This window comes from Thiomicrorhabdus sp. zzn3 (assembly GCF_029767755.1).
In the GTDB taxonomy this organism is placed as follows: domain Bacteria; phylum Pseudomonadota; class Gammaproteobacteria; order Thiomicrospirales; family Thiomicrospiraceae; genus Thiomicrorhabdus.
Window position 1 is genome coordinate 1,218,188 of sequence record NZ_JARUQS010000001.1, and the last position, 22,556, is coordinate 1,240,743.

A 22,556-nucleotide genomic window follows, 5' to 3' on the forward strand; every position below is an offset into this window, starting at 1 on the left:
CAATCATTCATCCATTCCCAACGCCTGGGTTTTACGCGTCAGGGTATTGCGTCCCCACCCCAGCAGAGCGGCCGCTTTTTGACGGTGGTTATGGCTCATTTTCAAAGCCTCTTCAATCAACACCTTCTCAAACATCGGTTCCGCCACAGTGTGCAGTCCCTCACGGCCAGAAAGCAGGAAAGATTCCGCCCAACGACGCAAAGGCACCTCCCAATCGTCGCCTTCGGCATCGCTACAAACGTTTTCTGTCGGATTTCGCAGTTCTAGGGGCAGGTCTTCCATATGCACCGTCTTATCCGGCGCCATAATCGTCAACCAAGTACACAAGCTGCGCAATTGGCGCACGTTTCCAGGCCATGGCAGCCCACCCAAGAAGCGTTCAACCTCTTTGCTTAGCTGCTTCTCTTCTAAGCCTAATGCCTTGGACTCCTTATCCAGATAAAAACGCAACAACAAGGGAATGTCTTCACGGCGCTCGCGCAGCGCCGGCACTTTAATGCGGATGATATTTAATCGGTACAGTAAGTCTTCACGAAAACGCCCTTCACGAACCAACTGTTCCATGTTCTGGTGGGTCGCGGCCACAATCCGTACGTCGGTTTTAATCGGGTTTTTACCGCCCACGCGATAGAAGCTGCCATCATTCAGCACCCGCAGCAAACGCGTCTGTAAATCCACCGGCATATCCCCGATTTCATCTAAAAACAGCGTACCGCCGTTGGCTTGTTCAAAACGCCCAATACGTTGCGAATGCGCACCGGTAAAGGCGCCCTTTTCATGACCGAACAGTTCCGACTCCAGCAGTTCACGTGGAATGGCGGCCGTGTTCAATGCGACAAAAGGCTGATCTGAACGTGGGCTGAGTTCATGTAAGGCTTTGGCCACCAACTCCTTACCCGTTCCCGTCTCCCCGTTAATCAAGACCGTCACATCCAGCTGGGAAACGCGTCCGAGCACACGGAAAACCTCCTGCATCGCAGGTGCGACCCCAATGATGTTCAGTGGCTGCTTTTCCGTCGCACGCTTACGGCTGACGCGCTTAACGCCACCGGAAAGCTTGCGCTTAATGGCACGTTCAATCAACCCGGTTGCTTCGTCAATATCAAACGGTTTTGGCAGATACTCAAATGCTTTACTTTGATAAGACTTAACCGCTGTATCCAAATCGGCATGCGCCGTCATGATGATCACCGGTACATTTTTATCTTTTTCATGTACCGCTTCCATAAACGTTAAGCCGTCCATATCCGGCATGCGCACATCACTTACGATCACCGTCGGTGGGGCCTGATCAAAACTTTTCAGCGCCTGCAGCGGCGAATCGTACGCTTTGACCACGTAAGGTTTGTCTTCTAAGGCGGTTTCTAATACCCAACGAATAGACGCATCATCATCCACAATCCAAACTACGGGTATCATTTCATCTTCATTCTGCACAGTTTGCATCCTCTGTCGTCGTCACGCTCCTCTAATTGGAATGGCCTGACGATTTTTTAATTCTTTCAAAATACGCTTACTTACGCCTACACGTCCAAAGGTAGGTAGACATTGAATACGGTTTGTCCCGGCTCGCTTTCGGCCACAATCAGACCGCCATGCTGGCGCAATACATTCTGGGCAACCGGGAGCCCCAAACCGCTTCCCTCTTTTTTGCTGCTGACCATGGGATAGAAGATCGAATCAAAGACTTCATCAGGAATCCCCTCCCCTTCATCCATAATGCTGATCACAGCCACAAGCGGAAACGTTTTGGTCCCCAAGGTAAATTTACGCTCAACACGGGTTTTAATCGTTAACATACCGCCGTGTTTTTCCATGGCTTGAATGGCGTTTTTAACCAGATTCAATATCGCCTGCACCATGGCCTCAAAATCAATATTGACCTCCGGAATACTCGGATCATAGTCGATTTTAATGACTATATTGTCCGGTTTTTCACCCTCTATAATCTGCAGCACATAACGAATCAATTCATGGATATTATGCGGTTCTTTATTGGCATTCTGTCTTGGCCCCAACATGCGATCAACGAGATTCTTCAAACGCGAAACTTCATTGGCGATGATGTCCAAAAAAGCCTGATCTTTGTCGTCCGGCGAATGGCGCTTTTGCAATAGCTGCGTGGCCCCCAAAATGCCCGCCAACGGATTTTTCACCTCATGCGCAAGAGTGCGCACCAGTAAATTTCCAGCTTCATATTGATGCCAACGTTCATCCTCTTCCACAATACGATGATGACGCTCGGTGTTAAAAATTTCCATCAGCCAGCCGTGCTCGAAATTCACTTCATAGGGCGACAAGGTACAGCTGACGCGCACCTTGCTGCAATCCGGCAAGGCAACCGCATATTCGTGAATGGTGAGTTTCTGCTCGTCGGCCTTATGCAGATCGTCGATCAGACCCGGCAAGATCGAACTCCAGTGCGTCCCGACAATCCGGCTGGTACTGGTTTGAAACAGTTCGCCAGCAGCAATATTCATATAACCGATGGTTTCATTAGAACGCACCCATACAACGGCGGTTGTCAAGCCTTCTAACAGATCCTGAAAAGCCTGTTCATTCATAATCGGAATTCACCATTAAAGCCAACGCCAACCGGTAATCGATGGCATTCAACTCTGTTTCATTAATTTCAACTAACAAGGGGCCGTCCAGCGGCGCCCTGTTTTTGATGACCACTTTGACCCCGGTTGTCAGTCCAATGGAGGCTAGGTATCGCAACTCCTCAGGACTACGATTTTTGATCCGCTTGATCGTCACTTCCTTCTGCAAAGGTATTTCAGTGAGCGGCACCCAATCATGTTGTTCCACCACCCCTTCAGCCGATGGAATCGGAGACCCGTGAGGATCATGAGTCGGCCTGCCCAAATCTTCCCACATCCGATTAGCCAACTTATCGGAAATGGAGTGCTCCAACACCTCGGCTTCTTCGTCGACCTCATCCCAAGAGTAACCAAGGCGTTCGACTAAATACTGCTCTAAAATACGGTGTTTACGCACCATATTCAGTGCTATTTTTCTGCCGGATTCGGTCAGGCTGACACCATAGTAAGGTGCGTATTGAATATAGTCTCGCTCCGCCAGCTTTTTAATCATATTGGAGACAGAGGCCTGCGAAATCGCCAGCCTTTCAGCAATCACCGACGTCTGTACCCCTTTATCTTCCGGGGTATGACCTTCCAGCTTATAAATAATCTTCAAATAGTCTTCGAGCGCCTTAGAAGCCATAGAGCGGTCAACCTTAGTTCGCCATCATCTCACGGATGACATCCGGTTCAGGGAAGGCAAAAACATATAGAACGGCAAACAGCACCAAAAAGACAAAACGGCCAACGCCTTGAAACTTAAGGACCGGATGACACAAAATGGCAAAAGCAATCGCCGACACCACGCCGCCAATCGAGCCGACTGTTCCTGCCAACATCGCCATCAAGGCCCCAAAAGCCATGCCATAGTAGTGCCAGGTAAACTTTGCTTTTTGTTGATTCACTGCTAATATCCTGTGCTAATTCTTATGCGCACTATTCTATCAGTAATTTCAGAATAAAAGGGAAAGGCATTTCCATTTTGGTGCAAAACAACATTCATTACAATTTAAGAAAAAAGAAATGAGGTCCCCATCATGAAAGATCCCATCATCGTTATTGGATTAGGTGAGCTTGGCAGTGTGTTTGCACGCGGCTTTTTAAGAACCGGCTATCCGGTCTTCCCGGTTACCCGCGACATGGACATGCACAATGCCGCTAATGCGTATCCTACTCCCAAAGCGGTACTGGTTGCCGTTGCGGAAGCGGATATTCACGATGTGCTTGCACGCTGTCCAGAAAATTGGAAAGACAGATTGATTCTGCTGCAAAACGAATTGCTGCCGCGTGACTGGAAAGCCGCCAATATCAAAGAACCAACCGTGATCTCGGTCTGGTTTGAGAAGAAAAAAGGCATGGACAGCAAGATTGTACTGCCTTCACCGATCTACGGCCCGCATGCGCGACTGGTTTTCGATGCGCTTGCCAGTCTTGAGATTCCAAGCTATCTGGTCGACAGTGAAGATGAGTTGGCCTATGAACTGGTACGCAAGAATCTCTATATTCTCACCACCAACATTGCCGGCTTGGAAGTAGGTGGCAATGTCGAAGGTTTAATGAATCAGCATGCCGATGTAATGAATGCCGTCGCCGCCGACGTCATCGACATCCAAAACTGGCTTACCGGCGTAGAAAACGATCGCCAACGCCTAATGGAGGGTTTGATTGAAGCCATTCATGGAGACTTGGAGCACGGTTGTATGGGACGTTCTGCACCAGCGCGCCTAACACGCGCACTCGGTTTCGCCGACCAAGCAGGCCTGGCGGTCCCTAAGTTGCGTGAAATTGCCGACGCCCACCTAAAATAACGAGGCATACTCACGCTTTGTATGTGGGCAAGAGCTTACCTTAAAAAGCAAAACTTCTAAAAAAACCGAACAGGCCTGCTCGGTTTTTTATTTCTAACAAGGTACAAATAATAAAAAACCCCGCAGGGCGAACCGTACGGGGTTTTCTTTATAATGGTGGGTCGTGAGCGATTCGAACGCTCGACCAATTGGTTAAAAGCCAACTGCTCTACCGGCTGAGCTAACGACCCATGTTAGGGTTGCTTTTAAAGATAATTTGCTATCTTTAACAAGCGGTTCAGCTGAACGGTTTTTTTCAACTGATTCAGAATATGGTGGGTCGTGAGCGATTCGAACGCTCGACCAATTGGTTAAAAGCCAACTGCTCTACCGGCTGAGCTAACGACCCTTTCGGAATGGGGCGTATTATACAAGGCTGACCGTTGTGTGCAAGCCTTTTTTCGGCTTTTTTACCGTTTTTTTACACCAGGGGGAATCAGTCTGATCAACAACCATCCGATACACAGGCGTCTTGATAAAGCGTTGGATCTTCGACCCCTGCGGAGGCAAAGCCCTGTTTTCTTAAACGACAGGAATCACACACCCCGCAAGCACGGCCTTCAGAATCCGCCTGATAGCAGGACACCGTCAACGCATAATCCACTCCTAGACGAGAACCGGTACGAATAATTTCGGCCTTGCTTAAATCGATCAGCGGGGTCCGAATATGTAAATGACGGCCTTCCACGCCCACCTTGGTCGCCAAGTTCGCCATCTTTTCAAACGCCTCGATAAAGGCCGGACGGCAGTCAGGGTAACCGGAATAATCCACGGCATTCACGCCAATGAAAATATCATCCGCGCCGATTACTTCAGCCAACGCCAGCGCATAAGAGAGAAACACCGTATTGCGTGCCGGCACATAAGTGATCGGAATTTCATTTTCCTCAACCCCGGAGGTGGGTACATCAATATTGGTATCGGTGAGTGCAGAACCACCGATCTGGCTCATATCCACCTGCACAACACGATGAGAGGCCGCCCTCAGCTGTTTTGATAGCGCGGCGGCAAAGTCCAGCTCCGCCTTGTGGCGCTGACCATAATCAAAGCTAATGGTATGGCACTCGTAGCCCTCCGAGGCCGCTATCGCAAGCACGGTCGCTGAATCCAAACCGCCGGAGAGCAGAATCACGGCTTTTTTTTGCATCGGTGTCCCTTTTTTATTCCATCCAAATAAGTCAAATCAGCTGCTTTGCAGGCGTTTTTGGGCGCTCTTAGCCGCACGGGTTTCCGGGAAACGTTCAATCAACTGTTGATAAAGCGCCTCGGCCTCTTTAGGCTTTTGCAGATTTTGCAAGGCGTCCGCCGCACGCAGCATGGCATCCGGTTCTTTCGCTGAACCCGGGTACTGCTTCATCACAATCTCAAAAGCATTGAGCGCTTTATCGTAGGCCTTTTTAATCAAATACCCCTCACCAGCCCAATAACTGGCATTACTTGCCAAGCTGCTTGCGGGATACTTCTGCAAAAACGCTTCAAACTGGGAGATGGACTCCGAGTATTTGGCGGCGCGCATCATTGCAAAAGCGCGCTGATACGCCTGATTTTCCTCCGCCGTCGCCGCATGAATCCCCCTTTTTGGGGAAGGTTGAGCTGCAGAAGAGACAGCGCTCACGGTTGGCATGGATGCTGGGGAGGAATCCGCTTCCTGGCCCACGGCAGGTGCAACTTGCGGCGTCAGCTGAGTTTGAGGCATTGGACTACTTGGAACGGAACCGGGTACAGCACCGCCCTTGAACTGTTTAAGCTGGGTTTCCAAATCACTGATACGCTGATCGGTTTCAGCATCTCGCAAACGCGCTTGCTCTAAAAACTGACGTTGATCACGCTTTAATCGATCCATCGCATCCTGTAGACGTTGAATTTCACGCTGCTGATCGGCGAGGCGCTGGTTCATCTGCAACAAAACCGGATTGTCTGCCATGCGCTCCAATCTTTGTATACGCTCTTCAATGGAGCCCGTTGGCGCGGCTTGAACGGCCGCAGCCGACATCGTCATCATGATCGCCAACGGCAGAATGAATCGGCTTAATCGCTGAGATTGCATCATTGTTTGGGTTAAATTCATTTTAAAAAAACCTACAGTCATTCAAAAGGGGGATCGAATCTTCAATCGGTATCTCAATGAATTTTGATTTCTACGCGACGATTCATCGACCAGGCCTGTTCGTTATGTTCAAGCATAACCGGTTGCTCTTCACCAAAACTGACCACTTCAATGCGCGAAGCCTCAACACCAAACAACATCATGACCTGCTCGACGGCTTTGGCACGTTTTTCCCCCAAGGCCAAGTTGTACTCCGGACTGCCGCGTTCATCGGTATTCCCCTGCAGAGTCACCTTTTTCTCGGGGTGGTCAACCAACACCTGGGCATAATGTTTCACCGTATCGGTGTTCTCTTCACTCAATTCAGACTGATCGAAGTCAAAATAAATAACCGGCTGGTAGGTTTTGGCGGCATCACCATTCAGATCGCTCGCTTCTCCAAGGGTTTCACCACGAGCCACACCATCGTCGATTTCTACCCCTTGAATCTCAACCCCTAAGTCCAAAAATTCACCGTTCTCTTTCGGTTTGCCGTCTTCACCACGCTCATAGCTGTCCAATGGCTGCAAATCCGTGTCGCCTGAACGCTGAGCATCACCGGTACCGCTACAACCGCCCAATGCAACCAAAGAGGCCATCATTGACGCGATTAATACACGCTTAACCCCGATGTTTTGAATGACTGTCTGATCAGTGAAACCTTTTAACATTCGCATTGTTTAGCCCTTTAACCTTAAATATGGGTTGGTTTATCTGTTTGAAAACAGTATAGACCGATTCCTTTTCTGTAGCGTAGCATTACGCTGTCTAATTTAACGATCTAAAAATGGTCCCCAAGCCGGTTCACGCACCTGACCGTCCTGAACGCTCAGGGTTTGCGACGTTTTACCATCAGGAGAAACCACCGCCAACTTACCGCGACCATTTTGATTCATCGCATACAGAATCATTTCTCCATTAGGGGAAAAGGTTGGCGACTCATCCAAAAAGCTCTGCGTCAGCACATTAAATTGATTGGTTTTCAGGTCCAGAAGGCCGATATGGAAACCGCCTTGCCCATGCACCATCGCCACATAACGTCCGTCCGGAGACACTTCTGGATTAGCGTTATAACGCCCTTCATAGGTCACACGCTGCACTTCGCCGCTGTCTAAAAAGACTTGGAAGACCTGGGGCTGCCCACGACGGTCGGAATTAAAATAGATCGAACGTCCATCCGGTGCCCAAGCCGCTTCGGTTTCAATCGACCAGTGGCGCGTCAAACGCTGCAATTTACGGGTTTTAAGATCCATAACATAAATATCCGCACTGCCGTCCTTGGAAAGGGTCATGGCCAGTTTGTTACCATCCGGAGACCAGGCCGGCGCTCCGTTAATCCCTTTAAAGCTGGCCACGGTTTCGCGGTAAGTTCCGTCCAAACTCTGAACGATGATATGAGAACGCCCTTTTTCAAAGGAAACATAAGCCAGTTTGCGGCTGTCCGGAGACCACGCCGGGGACATGATCGGGAAAGGGGAACGCAAAATCGGTTGCGGGTTAAACCCGTCCGCATCGGCCACTTCCAAAGTATAGCGGCGCTTGCCATTGACGGTTTTCAGGGTAACGTAAGCAATTTGGGTATTAAAAGCGCCGCGCAGTCCGGTAAGCTCCTCATAAATCAAATCACTCATAATGTGTGCGACTTGACGCAACTGTCTACCGGGAATGTTGCTCCAACGCTTGCCGATCACCTGCTTTTTACGCAATACATCCAGAAAGCGCATGTCAATCTGATAACGGTCATTGCCCTGATCGGTGATGCTGCCGATCAACAAATTATCCACATCCAGCGGGCGCCACTGAGTGTAATCCACCTCTTCGGGCAAGGTAGGACGTGCCGGCAACTCGGCAGCCGGAATCGGCTTAAACTTACCGCTACGGCGTAGATTTTGGCGAATCACCTCTGCCAAGTCTTCAGGTGGCTGTTGAGCCTGCCCTTTCCATTGCAATGGCACGATGGCGATCGGCAAGGCATTCTCATAACTTTCACTGATCTCAATCGTCAATTTGGCATGAGCCGAGACAGACCACATCCAGCTGAAAATGAACAGGCCTGTGTAAAAAACACTTTTTCTCAAAATACCGTTACGGTTCAACATAGACTTCATTTCTCTATTCTTTACTGTTCAATTTAAACTCAATTTTGGCGGCTATCGCCCTTAATTAAGGCTTAAATACAAAACGGATGTTGCGTTCAAATAGCTCGGGCACTGGCGGTTCCGGCAGCGGCTCAGAACGATAGACCGCTTTTTCGGCCGCTTCCTTAAACTGCTCATTGGCAAACTGATTACAATTCACCACTTTCACACTGGTCACCCTGCCACCCGGCGTTTGCGTAATATCCAGTTCACACTGCGCCTGCTCGGAAATGCGGGCCGGTGTGCGCCAATTGTCTTTGACTTTAGCCGAAATGGAAGAAATATAAGTCTCTTTTAACGACATCAGCTGCTGACGCTTTTGCTGCTCACGGCGCATGGCTTCTTCTTGCGCCAACTGCTGCTCCAAGCGAGCCTTGGCTTCTGCTTGCTCTTTTGCCAACATGGCTTGCAAGGTCGCCTCTTGAAGCTTCTGCTTTTCCGCAGCCTTAGTTGCAATTTCGGCCTCTAAAGCCTTTTTCTTCTCTTCTTCCAGTTTGCGCTGCGCTTCCGCCTTAGCGATCTGCTCTTTTGCCTGCTGCTGTTTCTTCTCGGCTAACAACGCTTGCTGACGCGCTTTTTCCGCTTTGGCCTTTTCCGCTTCTGCACGTTTTTTGGCGGCCGCGACTTTTTGACGTTCGATTTCAGCCAGGCGTTTGGCTTCAGCCGCTTTGCGTTTTTCGGCCTCGGCCTGACGTTTTTGTTGTTCCGCTAAGCGTTTAGCCTCTTGGGCTTTTTGCTCTTCAAGTTGTTTTTGTTTTTTGATTTCGGCTAAACGAGCACGTTCCTTATCCGCCTGCTGTTTCAAGCGTTGCTGTTCCGCTTTTTTAGCGGCTTCTTCAGCCTTAATGCGAGCAATCTGCTCCTCTACCGCTTTGGAATCCACCGCAAACGTCTTCATCGTTTCCATGGTTTTCACTGCCTGAGTCGTCTCTTCGGACGGTTGAGCTGACGAAATAGTCATCACATGCGGCGTGCTTTGCCACTGGACAACCACGCCGATTGCTACGGCAATATGAATCAATACTGCTAACAGAACCGAAAATGGATGGCGCACAATAAATTGAATCATCGAGCGGCTCCTTCGTTCGTTTCAGGTTCTGTCATTAAAGAGACATTAGCGACGCCGTTGGCTTTAAGCAGCGTAAACAGGTGCACAACTTTACCGTAAGGCGCGGCACGATCACCTTGAATATAAATCGGCAGTGCGGCATTGAGCTGACTTCGTGCCACCACCTCTGCGACCAAGTCGGCGAGTTCTTTATTGCTTAAGGTTAGATCCGGATTTTCAGACGTTCGATAAAGCCCGTCTGCCGTAACCGTAATCACGAAGGGAGTCGGTTCTTCAGAAACGGATTTAGACTTTTTTTCACTGATTTCCGGTGTTTGTGGAAGTTGCACGCTAACTGCCTGTTGCACAATCGGCGCCGTCACCATAAAAATAATCAGCAACACCAGAGTCACATCAATGTAGGGCACTACATTGATTTCGGCCATGAGGCGTTTTTTTTGTCGACTGCTTCTAAACCCAGTATTCATTTTAATCTTTTTGCTACCGTTATGATTCGTCGCTATCCGTTGATAAACGCTTGATTAAATTCATCAGCCATTAGACTGCATTCTGTTTTTCAAGCGAATGCGCCTGACGTTGCAGGATGGTTAAAAACCCTTCGGCAAAATTTTCATATTCACCCAATAGACGATCCGCACGATGGGACAGGCGGTTATAGGCAATAACGGCTGGAATCGCGGCGAACAGACCGATCGCCGTTGCGATCAAGGCTTCGGAAATCCCTGGCGCCACCGCGGCCAGGGTCGCATTTTGCACATTGCCGAGTGATTGGAAGGCATGCATCACCCCCCACACCGTTCCAAACAAACCGATATAAGGAGCAGAAGAACCAACCGTGGCCAGCAAAGGCAGACGATTCTCAAGCCGATCGGATTCTCTTGAAAACGCAATTTTCATAGCGCGTTGCGTCCCGGCCATCAAATCATTGGTATTGGTTACCCCTTGCTTGCGTAAGCGCACAAACTCTTTAAATCCGGCCTCAAACAAAGAAGCCATGCCTCTGCGCTTTGATTCGTCTTCCTGACTGACTTGATTAAACAAATTGGTCAGCTCTTGCGTATTCCAAAACAGTTGATCAAATAGCTTGGCTTGTTGCGATGCACGGCGAATTTCGTAAGACTTAGCGAATGCAACGGCCCATGCTGCAATCGACATCAGCGCCAAAATCAGCATGACGGCCTGCACCACAGGGCTGGCCATTAATACGATATCAATCAAATCACTGTTCATTCTCATTTCCCTTTTGAGGATAGATTTTGCCAAAATGTTCATACGCCCTACGGGTCGCCATACGACCGCGAGGACTGCGAATTAAAAACCCTTGCTGAACCAAAAACGGTTCAATCACATCTTCAATGGTGCCGCGTTCTTCACCGAGCGCCGTTGCCAAGCTATCGATCCCTACCGGACCACCGTCAAACTTATCGATCAAGGTTTCCAAATAGCGGCCATCCATCTTATCTAGCCCTAACCGGTCTACTTCCAATAGGTTCAGCGCCAAATCGGCGATTTCCGCGGTAATAATGCCGTCACCTCGTACTTGAGCATAATCGCGCACTCGGCGTAATAAGCGATTGGCAATACGCGGCGTGCCACGAGAACGCCGGGCAATTTCCAGCGCGCCACTCGACTCGGCATGCATGCCTAAAATATTCGCAGAACGCGTAACGATTTGTGTCAACTCTTCGTCCGAGTAGAACTCCAAGCGTTGCACCAGACCAAAACGATCCCTCAGCGGAGAAGTCAGCAGGCCTGCCCGGGTGGTCGCCCCCACTAAGGTAAAAGGTGGTATGTCAATTTTAACGCTTTGTGCCGCCGGACCGTCGCCGATCACAATATCGATCTGGAAGTCCTCCATCGCCGGGTATAGCACCTCTTCGACGATCGGACTCAAGCGGTGAATTTCATCGACAAATAGGACGTCATGCGGTTCAAGACGCGTCAGAATTGCGGCCAGATCGCCCGGTTTTTCCAGCACCGGGCCGGAAGTTTGACGCAAGGTCACTCCCATCTCCTGGGCAATAATATTGGATAAGGTGGTTTTCCCCAAACCCGGAGGGCCATACAGCAAGACATGATCTAGCTGCTCACTGCGCATCTTGGCCGCATCCATAGACAACTGAAGCTGCTCCCTGACCGCCTGCTGACCGATGTACTCCTGGATCTGGGTTGGCCGAACGGAAGGCTGTGCGTAGATGTCATCCTCAGCGGCTTGTGCCCCCACTATACGATCAGTTTCAATCATCTACAACTTCACTCCCTGCAGGGCGCGCTTGATCAGCTCTTCCAAGGAAACCCCTTCTTCATAGACGGACTGAATCATCTTCTCGGCTTGCGGCGCTTTATAACCTAACGCCATCAACGCATCACAAGCCGACTGTTGTACGCTGCTTAAGGTGGCAGACACGGTTCCCATTGTTCCAACCCCATCAATGGCCGGTTCGTAACTGAGCAGGCCTGATTCGAATATCGGTTTCAAACGATCGCGCATTTCAATTAACAAGCGTTCCGCCGTTTTCTTACCGACTCCAGGAATGCGCGTTAAGGCGGTCACATCACCAGCATCCACATAACCGCAAAACTCATTCACCGACATCGCTGACAAAATACCCAGTGCCATTTTTGCGCCTACGCCATTGACCTTAATCAAGGTCTTAAACAGGGTACGTTCGGATTCACTCGCAAACCCATAGAGCAACATAGCATCTTCGCGCACATGCATATGAGTCAGGATCGTCACCTCTTCCTGAGTGTGTTCCAACTGGTAAAAGGTCGACATCGGTGCTTGCACCTCATAGCCCACCCCATGAACGTCAATCACCAGCATAGGCGGTAACTTTTGTACCAGACGTCCCCTTAAAAATCCAATCATCCAGCGTGATCCTTTCTGTTTCTGGTTACGAACATCAACTCTATCTAGAAACGCGTTCCTTTGGAAATCGCTTCCGGGTCAATGCCCAGCGTCATATAACGGTCGTGACACAAGGCGCAAGCTAAGGCATCCGCAGCATCTTCTTGTGGCGCTTCCGTCAGTTTCAACAAGTTCTGAATCATAAACTGAACCTGACTTTTCCCCGCGTGCCCTTTGCCCACAACCGTGCTTTTAATCTGTGTAGGAGTATATTCCATTATGGGCACATTTTTAATGGCTGCGGCACAAAGAATTACCCCTCGGGCTTGCCCAAGTTTAATCGCACTGTTCGGGTTTTTATAGACAAACACTTTTTCAATCGCCATCACGCTCGGCTGATATTGATCGATAATCTGACAAACCGATTCAAAAATGGTTTTAAGACGCTCTGCACCAGAGAGTTTTTCAACTCGAATGACGCCGCTGACCAGATAATTGGGATGATAACGCCCGGATTCAATCAGACCGAAACCGGTCTTTCGTGATCCTGGGTCTATCCCTAATACGCGTTGGATTTCGGCCAAAACAAACCTCGGAATTCCTTCAACAGGTCAAGTCAAAAGGGAAATCAATATGGAGAATGAAACGTGTTAACGAGCATAGCGGTACAAAACGCACACTGGCCTTAGCCCATCAATTGGTTCATCACCTCTTCGGAAACATCGATATTGGAATAGACGTTCTGAACATCATCCAGATCTTCAAGCGCTTCGATCAGTTCCAACGCTTTTTGAGCCTCCTCGAACTCCAGACTGACTTTGACATCCGCTTCCATAGCGACATCAGCGGATTCCGCTTCAAACCCACTCTCCTGCAAAGCCGTTTTGACATCCATAAAGGTTTCGGGCGTAGTAATCACATCGATCGAACCGCCATCCGTGACCACATCTTCGGCCCCCGCTTCCAATGCCGCCTCCATAATCGCATCTTCGTCGGAACCCTCAGGAAAACTGATCGTACCCTGTTTATTAAACATATAGGCCACCGATCCGGAGGTACCCATATTGCCACCGCGCTTACTGAGCACAGTGCGTACTTCCATCACCGAACGATTCTTATTATCAGTCAAACAATCGATAATCAAAGCGATACCGTTTGGCCCGTACCCTTCGTAACGAATTTCTTCATAATTTTCGCCTTCTCCGCCTCCGGCACCGCGGGCGATGGCTTTATCAATAGTGTCGCGTTTCATATTGGAACGCAAGGCCTTATCGATACAAGCTCTTAAAGTCGGATTATCATCCGGATTGGAACCGCCCTGCTTAGCGGCGACCACTAACTCTTTTATCAATTTGGTAAAGATCTTGCCGCGTTTCGCATCTTGTGCGGCTTTGCGGTGTTTAATGTTTGCCCATTTGCTGTGACCAGCCATTCTCTCTCCCAAAGGAACTCAACAATATGGAAACAGTATTGAGTTCGTGTTTTACTTCAATGTTTTTACTCTTTCGCCTTGACCAAGCCATGCTTTCTGGAAAAATTCAGCATGCGCTCCAAAGACGCCAGGGCTTTTGCACGAACCGCCTCATCAACCTGGATTTCACCGGTTTGCTTCTCCAGACATTCTGCCAGATTTTTCAGGTTGTTCATCGCCATCCATGGGCAATGGGCGCAACTGACGCATTGATGCTCACGATCAGCGGTCGGCGCAACAATCAGGTTTTTCTTCGGTGCGGCCTGCTTCATCTTATAGAACAAACCGTAGTCGGTCGCAACGATAAAGGTGTCGTCGGGCAGAGTCGTCACCGCATTTAACAGCACTTTGGTCGAACCGACCACATCGGCCATCGCCACCACATCGGCAGGCGATTCCGGATGAACCAATACCTTGGCCTCAGGATGTTTCTTGATCAACTGCTCAAGCTCATAAGCTTTAAATTCGTCATGAACAATGCAGTGTCCCTGCCAACGTAGCATTTCGATGCCGGTCTGTTTTTCGATCCAATCCCCCAAATGACGATCCGGAGCCCAGATAATTTTTTTCCCCTGCTCCTTAAGGTGGCTGACGATCTGCAAGGCGTTACCCGAGGTCACTACCCAATCGGCAATGGCTTTTACTTCGGCACTGGTATTGGCGTATACCACGACCGTATAGTCCGGATGCTCAGCACAAAACTCCGCAAACTCTTTAGCCGGACACCCCAAATCCAAAGAACAGGTGGCTTCCAGGTCCGGCATCAAGACGGTTTTTTCAGGGCTCATGATTTTGGCCGTTTCACCCATAAAACGCACACCACAAACGACTAACTCTTGGGCATCCGAATGGGCACCAAAATTCGCCATTTCCAGAGAATCGGCAACGATGCCCCCGGTTTCTTCCGCCAAAGCTTGCAGATCGGCGTCGACATAATAATGGACAATGAGTTGCGCATTGCGTTCTTTCAATAGACGCTTGATCTTATCGCGAAGCGCCTCTTTTTCGGATTCGCTCAAAGGCGGCAGAATATTGGCATTTTCTGCCAAGCGGTTAATTCGAGTCTCCAAGCCGACAGGAATATCATGGGATTGTTCAGACATAACTGACCTCACAAATTTGATTAAGGGGCGCAAACGCCCCTTTTAATATCAGGCTTTTTCTTGACCGAACTTTCTGAAACGCAATGCCAGTTCCGCTAACTGCGCATCATCAACCATGCCTGGAGCCTCAGTCAATGGACAAGCGGCCGATTGGGTTTTCGGGAAAGCAATCACGTCACGGATCGACTCGATCTTACCTAGGATCATCACCAGGCGATCCAAACCGAATGCCATTCCAGCATGCGGAGGGCAACCGTATTTCAGTGCGTCCAGCAAGAAGCCGAACTTGTCCTGAGCTTCTTCATCGGAAATACCCAGCAGTTTAAAGACCGCGGCTTGCATCTTGGTATCGTGGATACGCACCGAACCACCACCGACTTCAAGGCCGTTAATCACCAAATCGTACGCCTTGGAAAGCATCTGGTGCGGTTCAGCGTGATTCAAAATCTCTTCGGTCGTTGCCTTTGGCTGGGTGAACGGATGGTGAATGGCTGTCATACGAGCCGTCTTCTCATCTTCTTCAAACATCGGGAAGTCAACCACCCACAACGGCTTCCATTCACCGTTTAACATACCAAGATCTTCACCGATCTTAACACGTAACGCCCCCAACGCCTCATTCACCACCTTGGCCGTATCGGCACCGAAGAAGACAATATCACCATCCTCTGCCCCAACACGTTCCATAATCTCCATCACCTGATCCGGGAAGAACTTCACAATCGGCGATTGCAGACCATCAATACCGGCGGATAGATCATTCACTTTGATATAAGCCAAACCTTTCGCGCCGTAGATTCCGACGAACTTGGTGTATTCATCAATCTCTTTACGAGACATGGTGGCGGCACCAGGCACTTTCAAGGCCGCAACACGACCTTTAGGATCTTTAGCCGGCCCTGCAAACACTTTAAAGTCGATATCCTGCAATAGATCAGCTACGTCAACCAACTGCATGTCGATACGCAGATCCGGACGATCGATACCGTATTTCTGGATCGCTTCGGCGTATGGCATACGCGGGAAATCATAATCGAATTCGACACCAATGGTTTCCTTGAAGATGGTTTTCGTCAAACCTTCCATTAGCTTCATGACGGCATCTTCGTCCATGAACGAAGTCTCGATATCCAACTGGGTAAATTCAGGCTGACGATCGGCACGCAGATCTTCGTCACGGAAACAGCGCGTAATCTGATAGTAACGGTCGAAACCCGACATCATCAGCAACTGCTTGAACAACTGCGGAGACTGCGGCAAAGCAAAAAATTTGTTTTCATGCGTACGGCTCGGCACCAGGTAATCACGCGCCCCTTCCGGCGTCGATTTGGTCAGAATCGGGGTTTCGATATCCATGAAATTATTGTCATCCAAATAACGACGCATCGCTCGGGTGACCTGGTAACGCAACATCAATGTCTTTTGCATCTCTTCGCGGCGCAAATCGATGTAGCGGTATTTCAAACGGGTCTCTTCCCCCACATTCTTCTCATCCAACTGGAATGGAATCGGCTCCGCCATGCTCAACACATCCAATTCGGTCGCAACAATTTCAATCTTACCGGTCGCCATATTCGGATTGATCGTACCTTCGGTGCGTGGAATCACTTTACCGGTGACTTTCAATACACATTCCACACGCAGACGTTCAGCCTTGGCAAAAATATCAGCAGTATCCGGGTTGACCACAACCTGCACCAATCCTTCACGATCACGTAGATCAATGAAGATAACTCCACCGTGGTCACGACGACGATGAACCCAACCGGCTACCGTGACCTGCTGATCAATTAACGCTTCTGTTACCTGCCCACAATAATGTGTACGCATAATCTTTATTACCTTTCAATCCGTTGTCATTCAGTTTAAAACTCTGGCCCTTTAGCTCAAAGTTCGTTTTGTCTAGAATTCTGCTCAACTGCCAAAAGGGGTGGCGTTGTTTCAGAATCGGTGTGTTTAGGATGCCACGGCGGGACGACCACCCCACCTGAAATCACCATTTTAAGAGCTTCATCCACACTCATATCAAGCTCAATAATTTCATTGCTGGACGCCATAATAAAAAATCCTGATGTCGGATTAGGCGTCGTCGGTACAAACAGGTTTACCACCTCATTGATACCGGTTTTACTCTGCGCTTCACCTTTTTGCTTACTGGTCTGAAACGCTAAGGTCCATAGACCGTTACGCGGATATTGAATCAGATACACCTTCTGAAACGTCTGTTCTCCCGATCCAAAAACCGCTTCCGCGATCTGTTTAACCGCAGTATAAATCGAACGCACCAGGGGAATCTGTGCTAAGAAAGATTCCCACAACTTCACCAACTTGCTGCCGAGGATATTCGCAACCAGCATCCCGGTGAGTAAAATCAAAGCCAAAGACAGGACAATTCCCAAGCCGGGAATATTAAAGCCGATCAACGCTTCAGGACGGTAGTGTTCGGGAAGCAATAACAAGCTACGATCAAAAAAGTTGACCAAGAAAAGCAAAGCTGCGATCGTCACCCCAAGAGGAAGCCAAACTAACAAACCTGCAATCAGATAACGCTTAAAAATGCCCATGCCGCACCCCGACGGTTAACCAGTCCTGTATTCCAGACCAAACACGATATTATAAATGAATTTAAAGGCTTTTTGACAAGGAAAGTCACTAAGAAAGAAAGCGGTGATAAAAAGAAGCAGCTCTGAAACTGCACGCCGGTTTTACAATCCAGGTTTGACAAACAAAAAAGTGAACAGGCCTGTTCACTTTCTTAAAGACGGTTTGAAACAAACCCGAAGGCAAGACGGATTGCCATCAGGGATCATTTCAAAAAACGTCTCATCAAGGAACATTGACAACGCGTGTCAACTCATGCTCATTACCCGTGGCATCAATCACTTTCAGGCGAATCAAATAGGTTCCGGCAGTGACAATCGGCAAAACCGTGGTGGCAGATTCCACCGTCAGGCGATAGATCGGCTGAGGCGCTGTCGAGTCCGTCTCGGCATCCGTCTCGGCCGTCGTTGCGGTTGCCGTGTCATATACCTCCCAGACATAATGATCAACGCCTGCTGCGACCGTACTGCTTGAAGCATCCACACCGATATTTACAGGAGCCGCACCACTGACAGTGACGCTGAAATCCGCCTCCAAAGCCTGCTCACTGCTCATAACAATGGTCTTCTCTACCATCGCCGTTTTCTCAGCATCATCTACCAACGTCAGTCTTACCACATAAATGCCGTCATTATTTAATGTTATGGAAGTCATTGGGGTGTGCATCTGAATGGTGTCAGTCCAATTCGTATTTTCATCATCCTGCTTTAAACGGACCTGCCAGGTATATGTATCTATATTGCTTAAAGCCAAGGTTGACGGAGTTGCATCAAGTTCCAGATCATAAGGGGTTGCCGGGTCAACGGATCGTGCATAATCAAAATCCGCAATCAAATAGGTTTCACTCGGTTTGACAATGACAAATTTTTGGTCCTCAGCAACCATGGAATTGGCATCTGTAGCGGTTAATTTGATGCGGTATACGCCGGCACCATTACTCAGAATGAACTGATCTTCCCCGCAACCAAGAGAAGTATCCACCACACTGTCATTAAAAGACAATGAGGTGGAACAGGTGATAGAACTTCCCATAGAGCCGGTCGCTGAAGCGTTATAAGTCAGAATAGTATTTTCCGAATAATATCCCAACGCATCCGGAGTGGAAGTCGCACTTGTAAGCGTAACAGAGGCGGATGCCGCCGATGAATCGCCCGAATCAGGACTTACCCCTCCGTCACTATTGGCCATATTGCATCCACTCAACAAAACAGCCCCACACATCAACGCCGAGGCCGATAAGAACAAGGTACCGCGGCAAAAAATTCCTTTTCCGAATCTTAATGTCATTTTTTTTCCTAATAAAACAGTCTTCAACCTAGCAACCCCACCCTTAAAGCAATATACATGCCCATAAACCAGATGATTGCCGAATAAAGACCCGATTGGCTAAACGCTTAATTTACTTTAGACTAACGCCAACTCAAATATTAAGGATGCCACCATGCAACTGCCTCCTCCCAGCACCCTGTTGATCACCGGCTGCTCCAGCGGCATCGGCTACCATGCCGCCCATGCCCTGCACAAATTGGGCTATAGCGTTATTGCCAGCTGTCGAAAAGCGGAAGACGTCACCCGGTTACAACAGGAAGGGTTAACCGCCGTGCAATTGGATTTAGCGTGCAGCGACTCGATTCGAGAAGGTTTGCAAAACGCCCTGAAAACGTCAGCAGCAACCGGCAATGGACGCATTGACGCCCTGTTTAACAATGGCGCTTTTGGATTGCCAGGCGCGGTAGAAGACCTCAGCCGTGACGCCATGTTGCATCAGTTTCAAACCAATGTCTTCGGTACTCAGGAACTGACCAACCAGGTCGTTAAAATCATGCGCCGGCAAGGCGGCGGCAAGATTATCTACAACAGTTCCATCCTGGGATTTGCCGCCATGCAGTACCGCGGCGCCTATAACGCCAGTAAATTCGCCATTGAAGGCTTTGCCGATACACTGAGACTGGAAGTCAAACAGGATAATATCCAGATCAGCCTGATCGAACCCGGACCGATTCTGTCCGACTTCAGAAAGAACGCCTACGCGCAATTCAAACAGTGGATTGATCCGCAACACAGCGCGCATTCCGCCAATTATCAGGCCATGATCAACCGCTTGGAGACCGTTGGCCCCAGCGCCCCATTTACCCTTGGACCGGAGGCGGTCACCGACTGTGTGATTCACGCGCTACAGCACAGGCAGGCCAAAATCCGCTATCGCGTCACAACCCCAACCAAAGTATTTGCCGTACTCAAACGTCTACTGCCGAACCGTCTATTGGATCGCTTATTGATTAAAGCCGGCGGGGACGGCAAACGCTAGTCAGAACGGTAATCAATTTTAAACTCCGGCAAACCGAACAGGCCTGTTCAGTTTGCCGAATGGTTTATTCATCAAACATCATCGAATACGGTCTGGCCATATCTTCAATGACCTTAGGCACACTGAAGCTGCGCACTTCCTCGATGAAGCGCTGGCCACCAAAATAGACCTGCAAGGTTGGCAAGGTGAACACGCCATGCTGAGCACAGATGTCGGTGGTCACATGACAATCCACATAACACTGCGTTACCTTGGGATAGTGTTCGCTCAATAAAGCCTCCAGTTTAGGCTTAATCGCATGACACACATTGCATTCCTTGCCGCCAAACAAAATCAACAAAGCCTCTGCTTCCTGCTTTAAACTTTCCAACGCTTCCAAACCTTCAACCGTCTGCATCTCGCCGTTCCTTAACATATCGACATCAAAAAAATCCTATTTTACCTCTCAGCATCCGCCAAATTCAGTAAAATCAAACTCAATAAAACCGGATAATGCTAAAACATTCGGCTTAAACCGCTATCATCTAGCCAACACTCAATCTCCAACGTTATTTACGATCTACATAGGAGAGTCAAACATGAGCCAACACCCCCAACAACCGGCCGGACTGAAACACGCCTTCCTACTCAGTGCAACCTCGCAGGCCTCCTTGAACTGGCAGCAGATTGAGGCAGCAACATCCACGATGCCGGCCTGGCTGCACTTTGACTATACCGATCCGAAGAGCCGGGAGTGGATTATCCATCAAAGCGGACTGGACCCGCTGGTCGCCGACGCTCTGCTGAGTGAAGAGACCCGACCGCGTACCACGGCCATCGGCGACGGCGTACTATTGGCGCTGAGAGGGGTCAACTTGAATCCGGGTTCCGATCCGCACGACATGGTCTCTATACGTCTTTGGGCCGACCAAAACCGCATCATCAGCACCGGACGACGTGACTTGCATTCAGTAAAGGAAATCGTCAAAAGCTTCCAACAGAACCAAGGACCGACTAGCCCGTCTGAATTCCTCGTCGAGCTCTGTGACCGGCTGGTATGGCGAATGAGCGATACCGTCGACCAACTGGAAGATCGAGTCGATGAACTGGAAGAATCCGTGGTCGACAGCCATCAAGCGGAATTACGCTACCAACTGGCTAATTTGCGCCGCCAAACCATCGCCTTAAGACGTTACCTTTCACCACAACGTGAAGCCATGAACCGCTTGGCTTTGGAAAAATTAAGCTGGCTGAATGACTCTCAACGCATTGAGTTACGCGAAGTGAGTGATCGCCTGATTCGGCATATTGAGGACATTGATGCGGTGCGTGAACGCGCCAATGTCACCCAGGAAGAATTGATCAGCCGCATGTCCGAACAGCTTAACGAACGCATGTACATGCTCTCGATCGTCGCCGCGATCTTTCTGCCGTTGGGCTTTTTAACCGGACTTTTGGGTATCAATGTCGGCGGCATCCCCGGAGCGGATTCCCCGCAGGCATTCTGGGTCGTCAGCGGCTCAATGCTGATCGCCGTCATCCTGCAACTTCTGGTATTTCGCTGGAAACGATGGCTTTAAACCCAACAGGCCTGTTCAAAAAATGCAGCGCGAGACATTAAAGCCAAGCTGCGCCGCGCACGCCGCTGGAATCGCCGAACTTTGGCGCCACCAGGCGCGTGGAAACCTGATCGCTGAAGACCCACTGATCCCACCGTTTAGGCACTTCAGTATAGAGCGCTTGGATATTTGACATGCCGCCACCCAAAACGATGACATCCGGATCAACGACATTGATCACGCTGGCCAGCCCTTTGGCGAGCCAATGATAATATCGTTGCATCATGGCTTGCGCCTGGCTGTCGCCCTGTTCGCTGAGTTCCACAATCTGTTCGGCACGCAGTTCCTTGCCACTCTGCAAACGGTAATGCGCTTGAAAACCGCTACCGGAAAGAAAGGTTTCATTGCAGCCTTTTAAGCCGCAATAACACTCCAGCATTGGGTCTTCGGGTTCAGCCCAAGGCAAAGGGTTGTGCCCCCACTCCCCGCCAATGGCATTGACACCATTTAAAATCTGCCCGTTGACGACAATGCCGCCGCCGCAGCCGGTGCCGATAATCACCCCGAATACGACCTCGGCTCCTTGGGCCGCGCCGTCGACCGCTTCGGACAAGGCGAAACAGTTGGCATCGTTCGCCAGTTTTACCGGGCGCGCTAATTGGCGTTGCAGATCGCCTTGCAAATCTTCACCAATCAACCAGGTGGAATTGGCATTTTTGACCCGCCCGGTTTTATGCGAGACTGCCCCCGGAATACCGACACCGACCGAACCAGTCTGCCCCAATTCCTGCTCTGCCTGACGCACTAAACCGCACATCGCCTCAACCGTCCCCGCATAATCACCTTTAGGCGTGACCACTCTGCGCTGAAGCAAGGTTTCTCCCTGCTCATCCAGTGCAATAATTTCTATTTTCGTGCCACCTAGATCAATTCCTAAACGCATCACCAACTCCCTAAAC

General features: G+C 49.6%; 24 protein-coding genes and 2 tRNA genes. 3 read left to right on the forward strand and 23 right to left on the reverse strand.

The genetic code is table 11. The features are described from left to right. Window positions 1-3 precede the first annotated feature (3 nt). The 4 genes from ntrC to QCB44_RS05705 all read right to left on the reverse strand — a co-directional run bounded on the left by ntrC (window position 4) and on the right by QCB44_RS05705 (window position 3,490). Window positions 4-1,419, reverse strand: a complete 1,416-nt coding sequence (gene ntrC, locus QCB44_RS05690; protein ID WP_279409194.1) for a nitrogen regulation protein NR(I) — start codon at window positions 1,417-1,419, stop codon at window positions 4-6. A gap of 104 nt (window positions 1,420-1,523) precedes the next feature. After that, window positions 1,524-2,564, reverse strand: a complete 1,041-nt coding sequence (gene glnL, locus QCB44_RS05695; RefSeq protein WP_279408498.1) for a nitrogen regulation protein NR(II) — start codon at window positions 2,562-2,564, stop codon at window positions 1,524-1,526. Beyond that, window positions 2,557-3,228 carry a metal-dependent transcriptional regulator gene (locus tag QCB44_RS05700; RefSeq protein ID WP_279408500.1) on the reverse strand — a complete coding sequence of 224 codons (672 nt, stop codon included), beginning with the start codon at window positions 3,226-3,228 and terminating at the stop codon, window positions 2,557-2,559. The genes glnL and QCB44_RS05700 overlap by 8 nt, the downstream gene beginning before the upstream one ends. 13 nt (window positions 3,229-3,241) lie before the next feature. Beyond that, window positions 3,242-3,490 (reverse strand): hypothetical protein, encoded by a 249-nt coding sequence (locus QCB44_RS05705; protein WP_279408501.1) that lies wholly within the window; start codon window positions 3,488-3,490, stop codon window positions 3,242-3,244. A gap of 132 nt (window positions 3,491-3,622) precedes the next feature. Between QCB44_RS05705 and QCB44_RS05710 the strand changes: the two genes are divergently transcribed. Further along, window positions 3,623-4,393 carry a hypothetical protein gene (locus QCB44_RS05710; RefSeq protein WP_279408502.1) on the forward strand — a complete coding sequence of 257 codons (771 nt, stop codon included), beginning with the start codon at window positions 3,623-3,625 and terminating at the stop codon, window positions 4,391-4,393. Window positions 4,394-4,547: 154 nt separating this feature from the next. Here QCB44_RS05710 and QCB44_RS05715 read toward each other — a convergent pair. The 17 genes from QCB44_RS05715 to QCB44_RS05795 all read right to left on the reverse strand — a co-directional run bounded on the left by QCB44_RS05715 (window position 4,548) and on the right by QCB44_RS05795 (window position 19,038). Continuing rightward, window positions 4,548-4,623: transfer RNA gene (locus QCB44_RS05715), tRNA-Lys, on the reverse strand. Window positions 4,624-4,705: 82 nt separating this feature from the next. Continuing rightward, window positions 4,706-4,781, reverse strand: a tRNA-Lys gene (locus QCB44_RS05720). A gap of 96 nt (window positions 4,782-4,877) precedes the next feature. Then, the gene (gene queC / locus QCB44_RS05725; RefSeq protein WP_279408503.1) at window positions 4,878-5,579 is read right to left on the reverse strand and encodes a 7-cyano-7-deazaguanine synthase QueC; all 702 of its coding nucleotides are present in this window, start codon (window positions 5,577-5,579) and stop codon (window positions 4,878-4,880) included. A gap of 36 nt (window positions 5,580-5,615) precedes the next feature. Then, window positions 5,616-6,500: a tol-pal system protein YbgF gene (ybgF, locus tag QCB44_RS05730; RefSeq protein WP_279408505.1), complete on the reverse strand. Its 885-nt coding sequence runs from the start codon at window positions 6,498-6,500 to the stop codon at window positions 5,616-5,618. Window positions 6,501-6,553: 53 nt separating this feature from the next. Then, complete coding sequence (gene pal / locus QCB44_RS05735) at window positions 6,554-7,195, reverse strand: peptidoglycan-associated lipoprotein Pal (protein WP_279408507.1); 642 nt, start codon at window positions 7,193-7,195, stop codon at window positions 6,554-6,556. Window positions 7,196-7,291: 96 nt separating this feature from the next. Next, window positions 7,292-8,626: a Tol-Pal system beta propeller repeat protein TolB gene (tolB, locus tag QCB44_RS05740; RefSeq protein WP_279408509.1), complete on the reverse strand. Its 1,335-nt coding sequence runs from the start codon at window positions 8,624-8,626 to the stop codon at window positions 7,292-7,294. A 55-nt stretch (window positions 8,627-8,681) separates the two neighbouring features. Continuing rightward, window positions 8,682-9,725 (reverse strand): cell envelope integrity protein TolA, encoded by a 1,044-nt coding sequence (gene tolA / locus QCB44_RS05745; protein WP_279408510.1) that lies wholly within the window; start codon window positions 9,723-9,725, stop codon window positions 8,682-8,684. Next, window positions 9,722-10,150: an ExbD/TolR family protein gene (locus QCB44_RS05750; protein WP_279408511.1), complete on the reverse strand. Its 429-nt coding sequence runs from the start codon at window positions 10,148-10,150 to the stop codon at window positions 9,722-9,724. The genes tolA and QCB44_RS05750 overlap by 4 nt, the downstream gene beginning before the upstream one ends. Before the next feature lie 112 nt (window positions 10,151-10,262). Beyond that, the gene (tolQ, locus tag QCB44_RS05755) at window positions 10,263-10,955 is read right to left on the reverse strand and encodes a protein TolQ (RefSeq protein WP_279408512.1); all 693 of its coding nucleotides are present in this window, start codon (window positions 10,953-10,955) and stop codon (window positions 10,263-10,265) included. Continuing rightward, complete coding sequence (ruvB, locus tag QCB44_RS05760) at window positions 10,945-11,970, reverse strand: Holliday junction branch migration DNA helicase RuvB (RefSeq protein ID WP_279408513.1); 1,026 nt, start codon at window positions 11,968-11,970, stop codon at window positions 10,945-10,947. Before ruvB ends, tolQ begins: the two co-directional genes overlap by 11 nt. Then, a complete protein-coding gene (gene ruvA, locus QCB44_RS05765) occupies window positions 11,971-12,597 on the reverse strand; it encodes a Holliday junction branch migration protein RuvA (protein WP_279408514.1) in 627 nt (208 codons plus the stop codon). Window positions 12,598-12,641: 44 nt separating this feature from the next. Then, window positions 12,642-13,160: a crossover junction endodeoxyribonuclease RuvC gene (gene ruvC / locus QCB44_RS05770; protein ID WP_279408515.1), complete on the reverse strand. Its 519-nt coding sequence runs from the start codon at window positions 13,158-13,160 to the stop codon at window positions 12,642-12,644. Window positions 13,161-13,261: 101 nt separating this feature from the next. Further along, window positions 13,262-14,008: a YebC/PmpR family DNA-binding transcriptional regulator gene (locus QCB44_RS05775; protein ID WP_279408517.1), complete on the reverse strand. Its 747-nt coding sequence runs from the start codon at window positions 14,006-14,008 to the stop codon at window positions 13,262-13,264. Window positions 14,009-14,073: 65 nt separating this feature from the next. Beyond that, on the reverse strand, window positions 14,074-15,150 hold the full coding sequence (nadA, locus tag QCB44_RS05780) for a quinolinate synthase NadA (RefSeq protein WP_279408518.1): 1,077 nt from the start codon (window positions 15,148-15,150) through the stop codon (window positions 14,074-14,076). Window positions 15,151-15,198: 48 nt separating this feature from the next. Next, window positions 15,199-16,980 carry an aspartate--tRNA ligase gene (aspS, locus tag QCB44_RS05785; RefSeq protein ID WP_279408519.1) on the reverse strand — a complete coding sequence of 594 codons (1,782 nt, stop codon included), beginning with the start codon at window positions 16,978-16,980 and terminating at the stop codon, window positions 15,199-15,201. Window positions 16,981-17,036: 56 nt separating this feature from the next. Continuing rightward, window positions 17,037-17,714, reverse strand: coding sequence for a DUF502 domain-containing protein (locus QCB44_RS05790; RefSeq protein WP_279408521.1), 678 nt, complete (start codon window positions 17,712-17,714; stop codon window positions 17,037-17,039). A gap of 262 nt (window positions 17,715-17,976) precedes the next feature. Beyond that, window positions 17,977-19,038: a hypothetical protein gene (locus QCB44_RS05795; protein ID WP_279408523.1), complete on the reverse strand. Its 1,062-nt coding sequence runs from the start codon at window positions 19,036-19,038 to the stop codon at window positions 17,977-17,979. A 154-nt stretch (window positions 19,039-19,192) separates the two neighbouring features. Here QCB44_RS05795 and QCB44_RS05800 point away from each other — a divergent pair, with 154 nt between their 5' ends. Further along, the gene (locus QCB44_RS05800) at window positions 19,193-20,059 is read left to right on the forward strand and encodes an SDR family NAD(P)-dependent oxidoreductase (RefSeq protein ID WP_279408526.1); all 867 of its coding nucleotides are present in this window, start codon (window positions 19,193-19,195) and stop codon (window positions 20,057-20,059) included. A gap of 64 nt (window positions 20,060-20,123) precedes the next feature. Here QCB44_RS05800 and QCB44_RS05805 read toward each other — a convergent pair whose 3' ends face one another. Beyond that, complete coding sequence (locus tag QCB44_RS05805) at window positions 20,124-20,456, reverse strand: thioredoxin family protein (protein WP_279408529.1); 333 nt, start codon at window positions 20,454-20,456, stop codon at window positions 20,124-20,126. A gap of 181 nt (window positions 20,457-20,637) precedes the next feature. On the opposite strand from QCB44_RS05805, the gene zntB reads away from it, so the two are divergent. Further along, window positions 20,638-21,618, forward strand: coding sequence for a zinc transporter ZntB (gene zntB / locus QCB44_RS05810; protein WP_279408531.1), 981 nt, complete (start codon window positions 20,638-20,640; stop codon window positions 21,616-21,618). A gap of 37 nt (window positions 21,619-21,655) precedes the next feature. On the opposite strand, the gene QCB44_RS05815 is transcribed toward zntB, so the two are convergent. Beyond that, window positions 21,656-22,540, reverse strand: coding sequence for an ROK family protein (locus QCB44_RS05815; RefSeq protein ID WP_279408532.1), 885 nt, complete (start codon window positions 22,538-22,540; stop codon window positions 21,656-21,658). Between the last annotated feature and the right edge of the window lie 16 nt (window positions 22,541-22,556).

What these genes read in the sequence shown, in the direction of transcription:
- QCB44_RS05750 (WP_279408511.1), bottom strand. Translation starts at nt 10,150, where the DNA reads ATGGCCGAAATCAATGTAGTGCCCTACATTGATGTGACTCTGGTGTTG.
- ruvA (WP_279408514.1), bottom strand. Translation starts at nt 12,597, where the DNA reads ATGATTGGATTTTTAAGGGGACGTCTGGTACAAAAGTTACCGCCTATG.
- QCB44_RS05710 (WP_279408502.1), top strand. Translation starts at nt 3,623, where the DNA reads ATGAAAGATCCCATCATCGTTATTGGATTAGGTGAGCTTGGCAGTGTG.
- ruvB (WP_279408513.1), bottom strand. Translation starts at nt 11,970, where the DNA reads ATGATTGAAACTGATCGTATAGTGGGGGCACAAGCCGCTGAGGATGAC.
- QCB44_RS05815 (WP_279408532.1), bottom strand. Translation starts at nt 22,540, where the DNA reads ATGCGTTTAGGAATTGATCTAGGTGGCACGAAAATAGAAATTATTGCA.
- QCB44_RS05795 (WP_279408523.1), bottom strand. Translation starts at nt 19,038, where the DNA reads ATGACATTAAGATTCGGAAAAGGAATTTTTTGCCGCGGTACCTTGTTC.
- QCB44_RS05805 (WP_279408529.1), bottom strand. Translation starts at nt 20,456, where the DNA reads ATGCAGACGGTTGAAGGTTTGGAAGCGTTGGAAAGTTTAAAGCAGGAA.
- QCB44_RS05800 (WP_279408526.1), top strand. Translation starts at nt 19,193, where the DNA reads ATGCAACTGCCTCCTCCCAGCACCCTGTTGATCACCGGCTGCTCCAGC.
- tolA (WP_279408510.1), bottom strand. Translation starts at nt 9,725, where the DNA reads ATGATTCAATTTATTGTGCGCCATCCATTTTCGGTTCTGTTAGCAGTA.
- tolB (WP_279408509.1), bottom strand. Translation starts at nt 8,626, where the DNA reads ATGAAGTCTATGTTGAACCGTAACGGTATTTTGAGAAAAAGTGTTTTT.
- glnL (WP_279408498.1), bottom strand. Translation starts at nt 2,564, where the DNA reads ATGAATGAACAGGCTTTTCAGGATCTGTTAGAAGGCTTGACAACCGCC.
- pal (WP_279408507.1), bottom strand. Translation starts at nt 7,195, where the DNA reads ATGCGAATGTTAAAAGGTTTCACTGATCAGACAGTCATTCAAAACATC.
- QCB44_RS05700 (WP_279408500.1), bottom strand. Translation starts at nt 3,228, where the DNA reads ATGGCTTCTAAGGCGCTCGAAGACTATTTGAAGATTATTTATAAGCTG.
- queC (WP_279408503.1), bottom strand. Translation starts at nt 5,579, where the DNA reads ATGCAAAAAAAAGCCGTGATTCTGCTCTCCGGCGGTTTGGATTCAGCG.
- tolQ (WP_279408512.1), bottom strand. Translation starts at nt 10,955, where the DNA reads ATGAACAGTGATTTGATTGATATCGTATTAATGGCCAGCCCTGTGGTG.
- QCB44_RS05790 (WP_279408521.1), bottom strand. Translation starts at nt 17,714, where the DNA reads ATGGGCATTTTTAAGCGTTATCTGATTGCAGGTTTGTTAGTTTGGCTT.
- ybgF (WP_279408505.1), bottom strand. Translation starts at nt 6,500, where the DNA reads ATGAATTTAACCCAAACAATGATGCAATCTCAGCGATTAAGCCGATTC.
- QCB44_RS05775 (WP_279408517.1), bottom strand. Translation starts at nt 14,008, where the DNA reads ATGGCTGGTCACAGCAAATGGGCAAACATTAAACACCGCAAAGCCGCA.
- nadA (WP_279408518.1), bottom strand. Translation starts at nt 15,150, where the DNA reads ATGTCTGAACAATCCCATGATATTCCTGTCGGCTTGGAGACTCGAATT.
- ntrC (WP_279409194.1), bottom strand. Translation starts at nt 1,419, where the DNA reads ATGATACCCGTAGTTTGGATTGTGGATGATGATGCGTCTATTCGTTGG.
- zntB (WP_279408531.1), top strand. Translation starts at nt 20,638, where the DNA reads ATGAGCCAACACCCCCAACAACCGGCCGGACTGAAACACGCCTTCCTA.
- aspS (WP_279408519.1), bottom strand. Translation starts at nt 16,980, where the DNA reads ATGCGTACACATTATTGTGGGCAGGTAACAGAAGCGTTAATTGATCAG.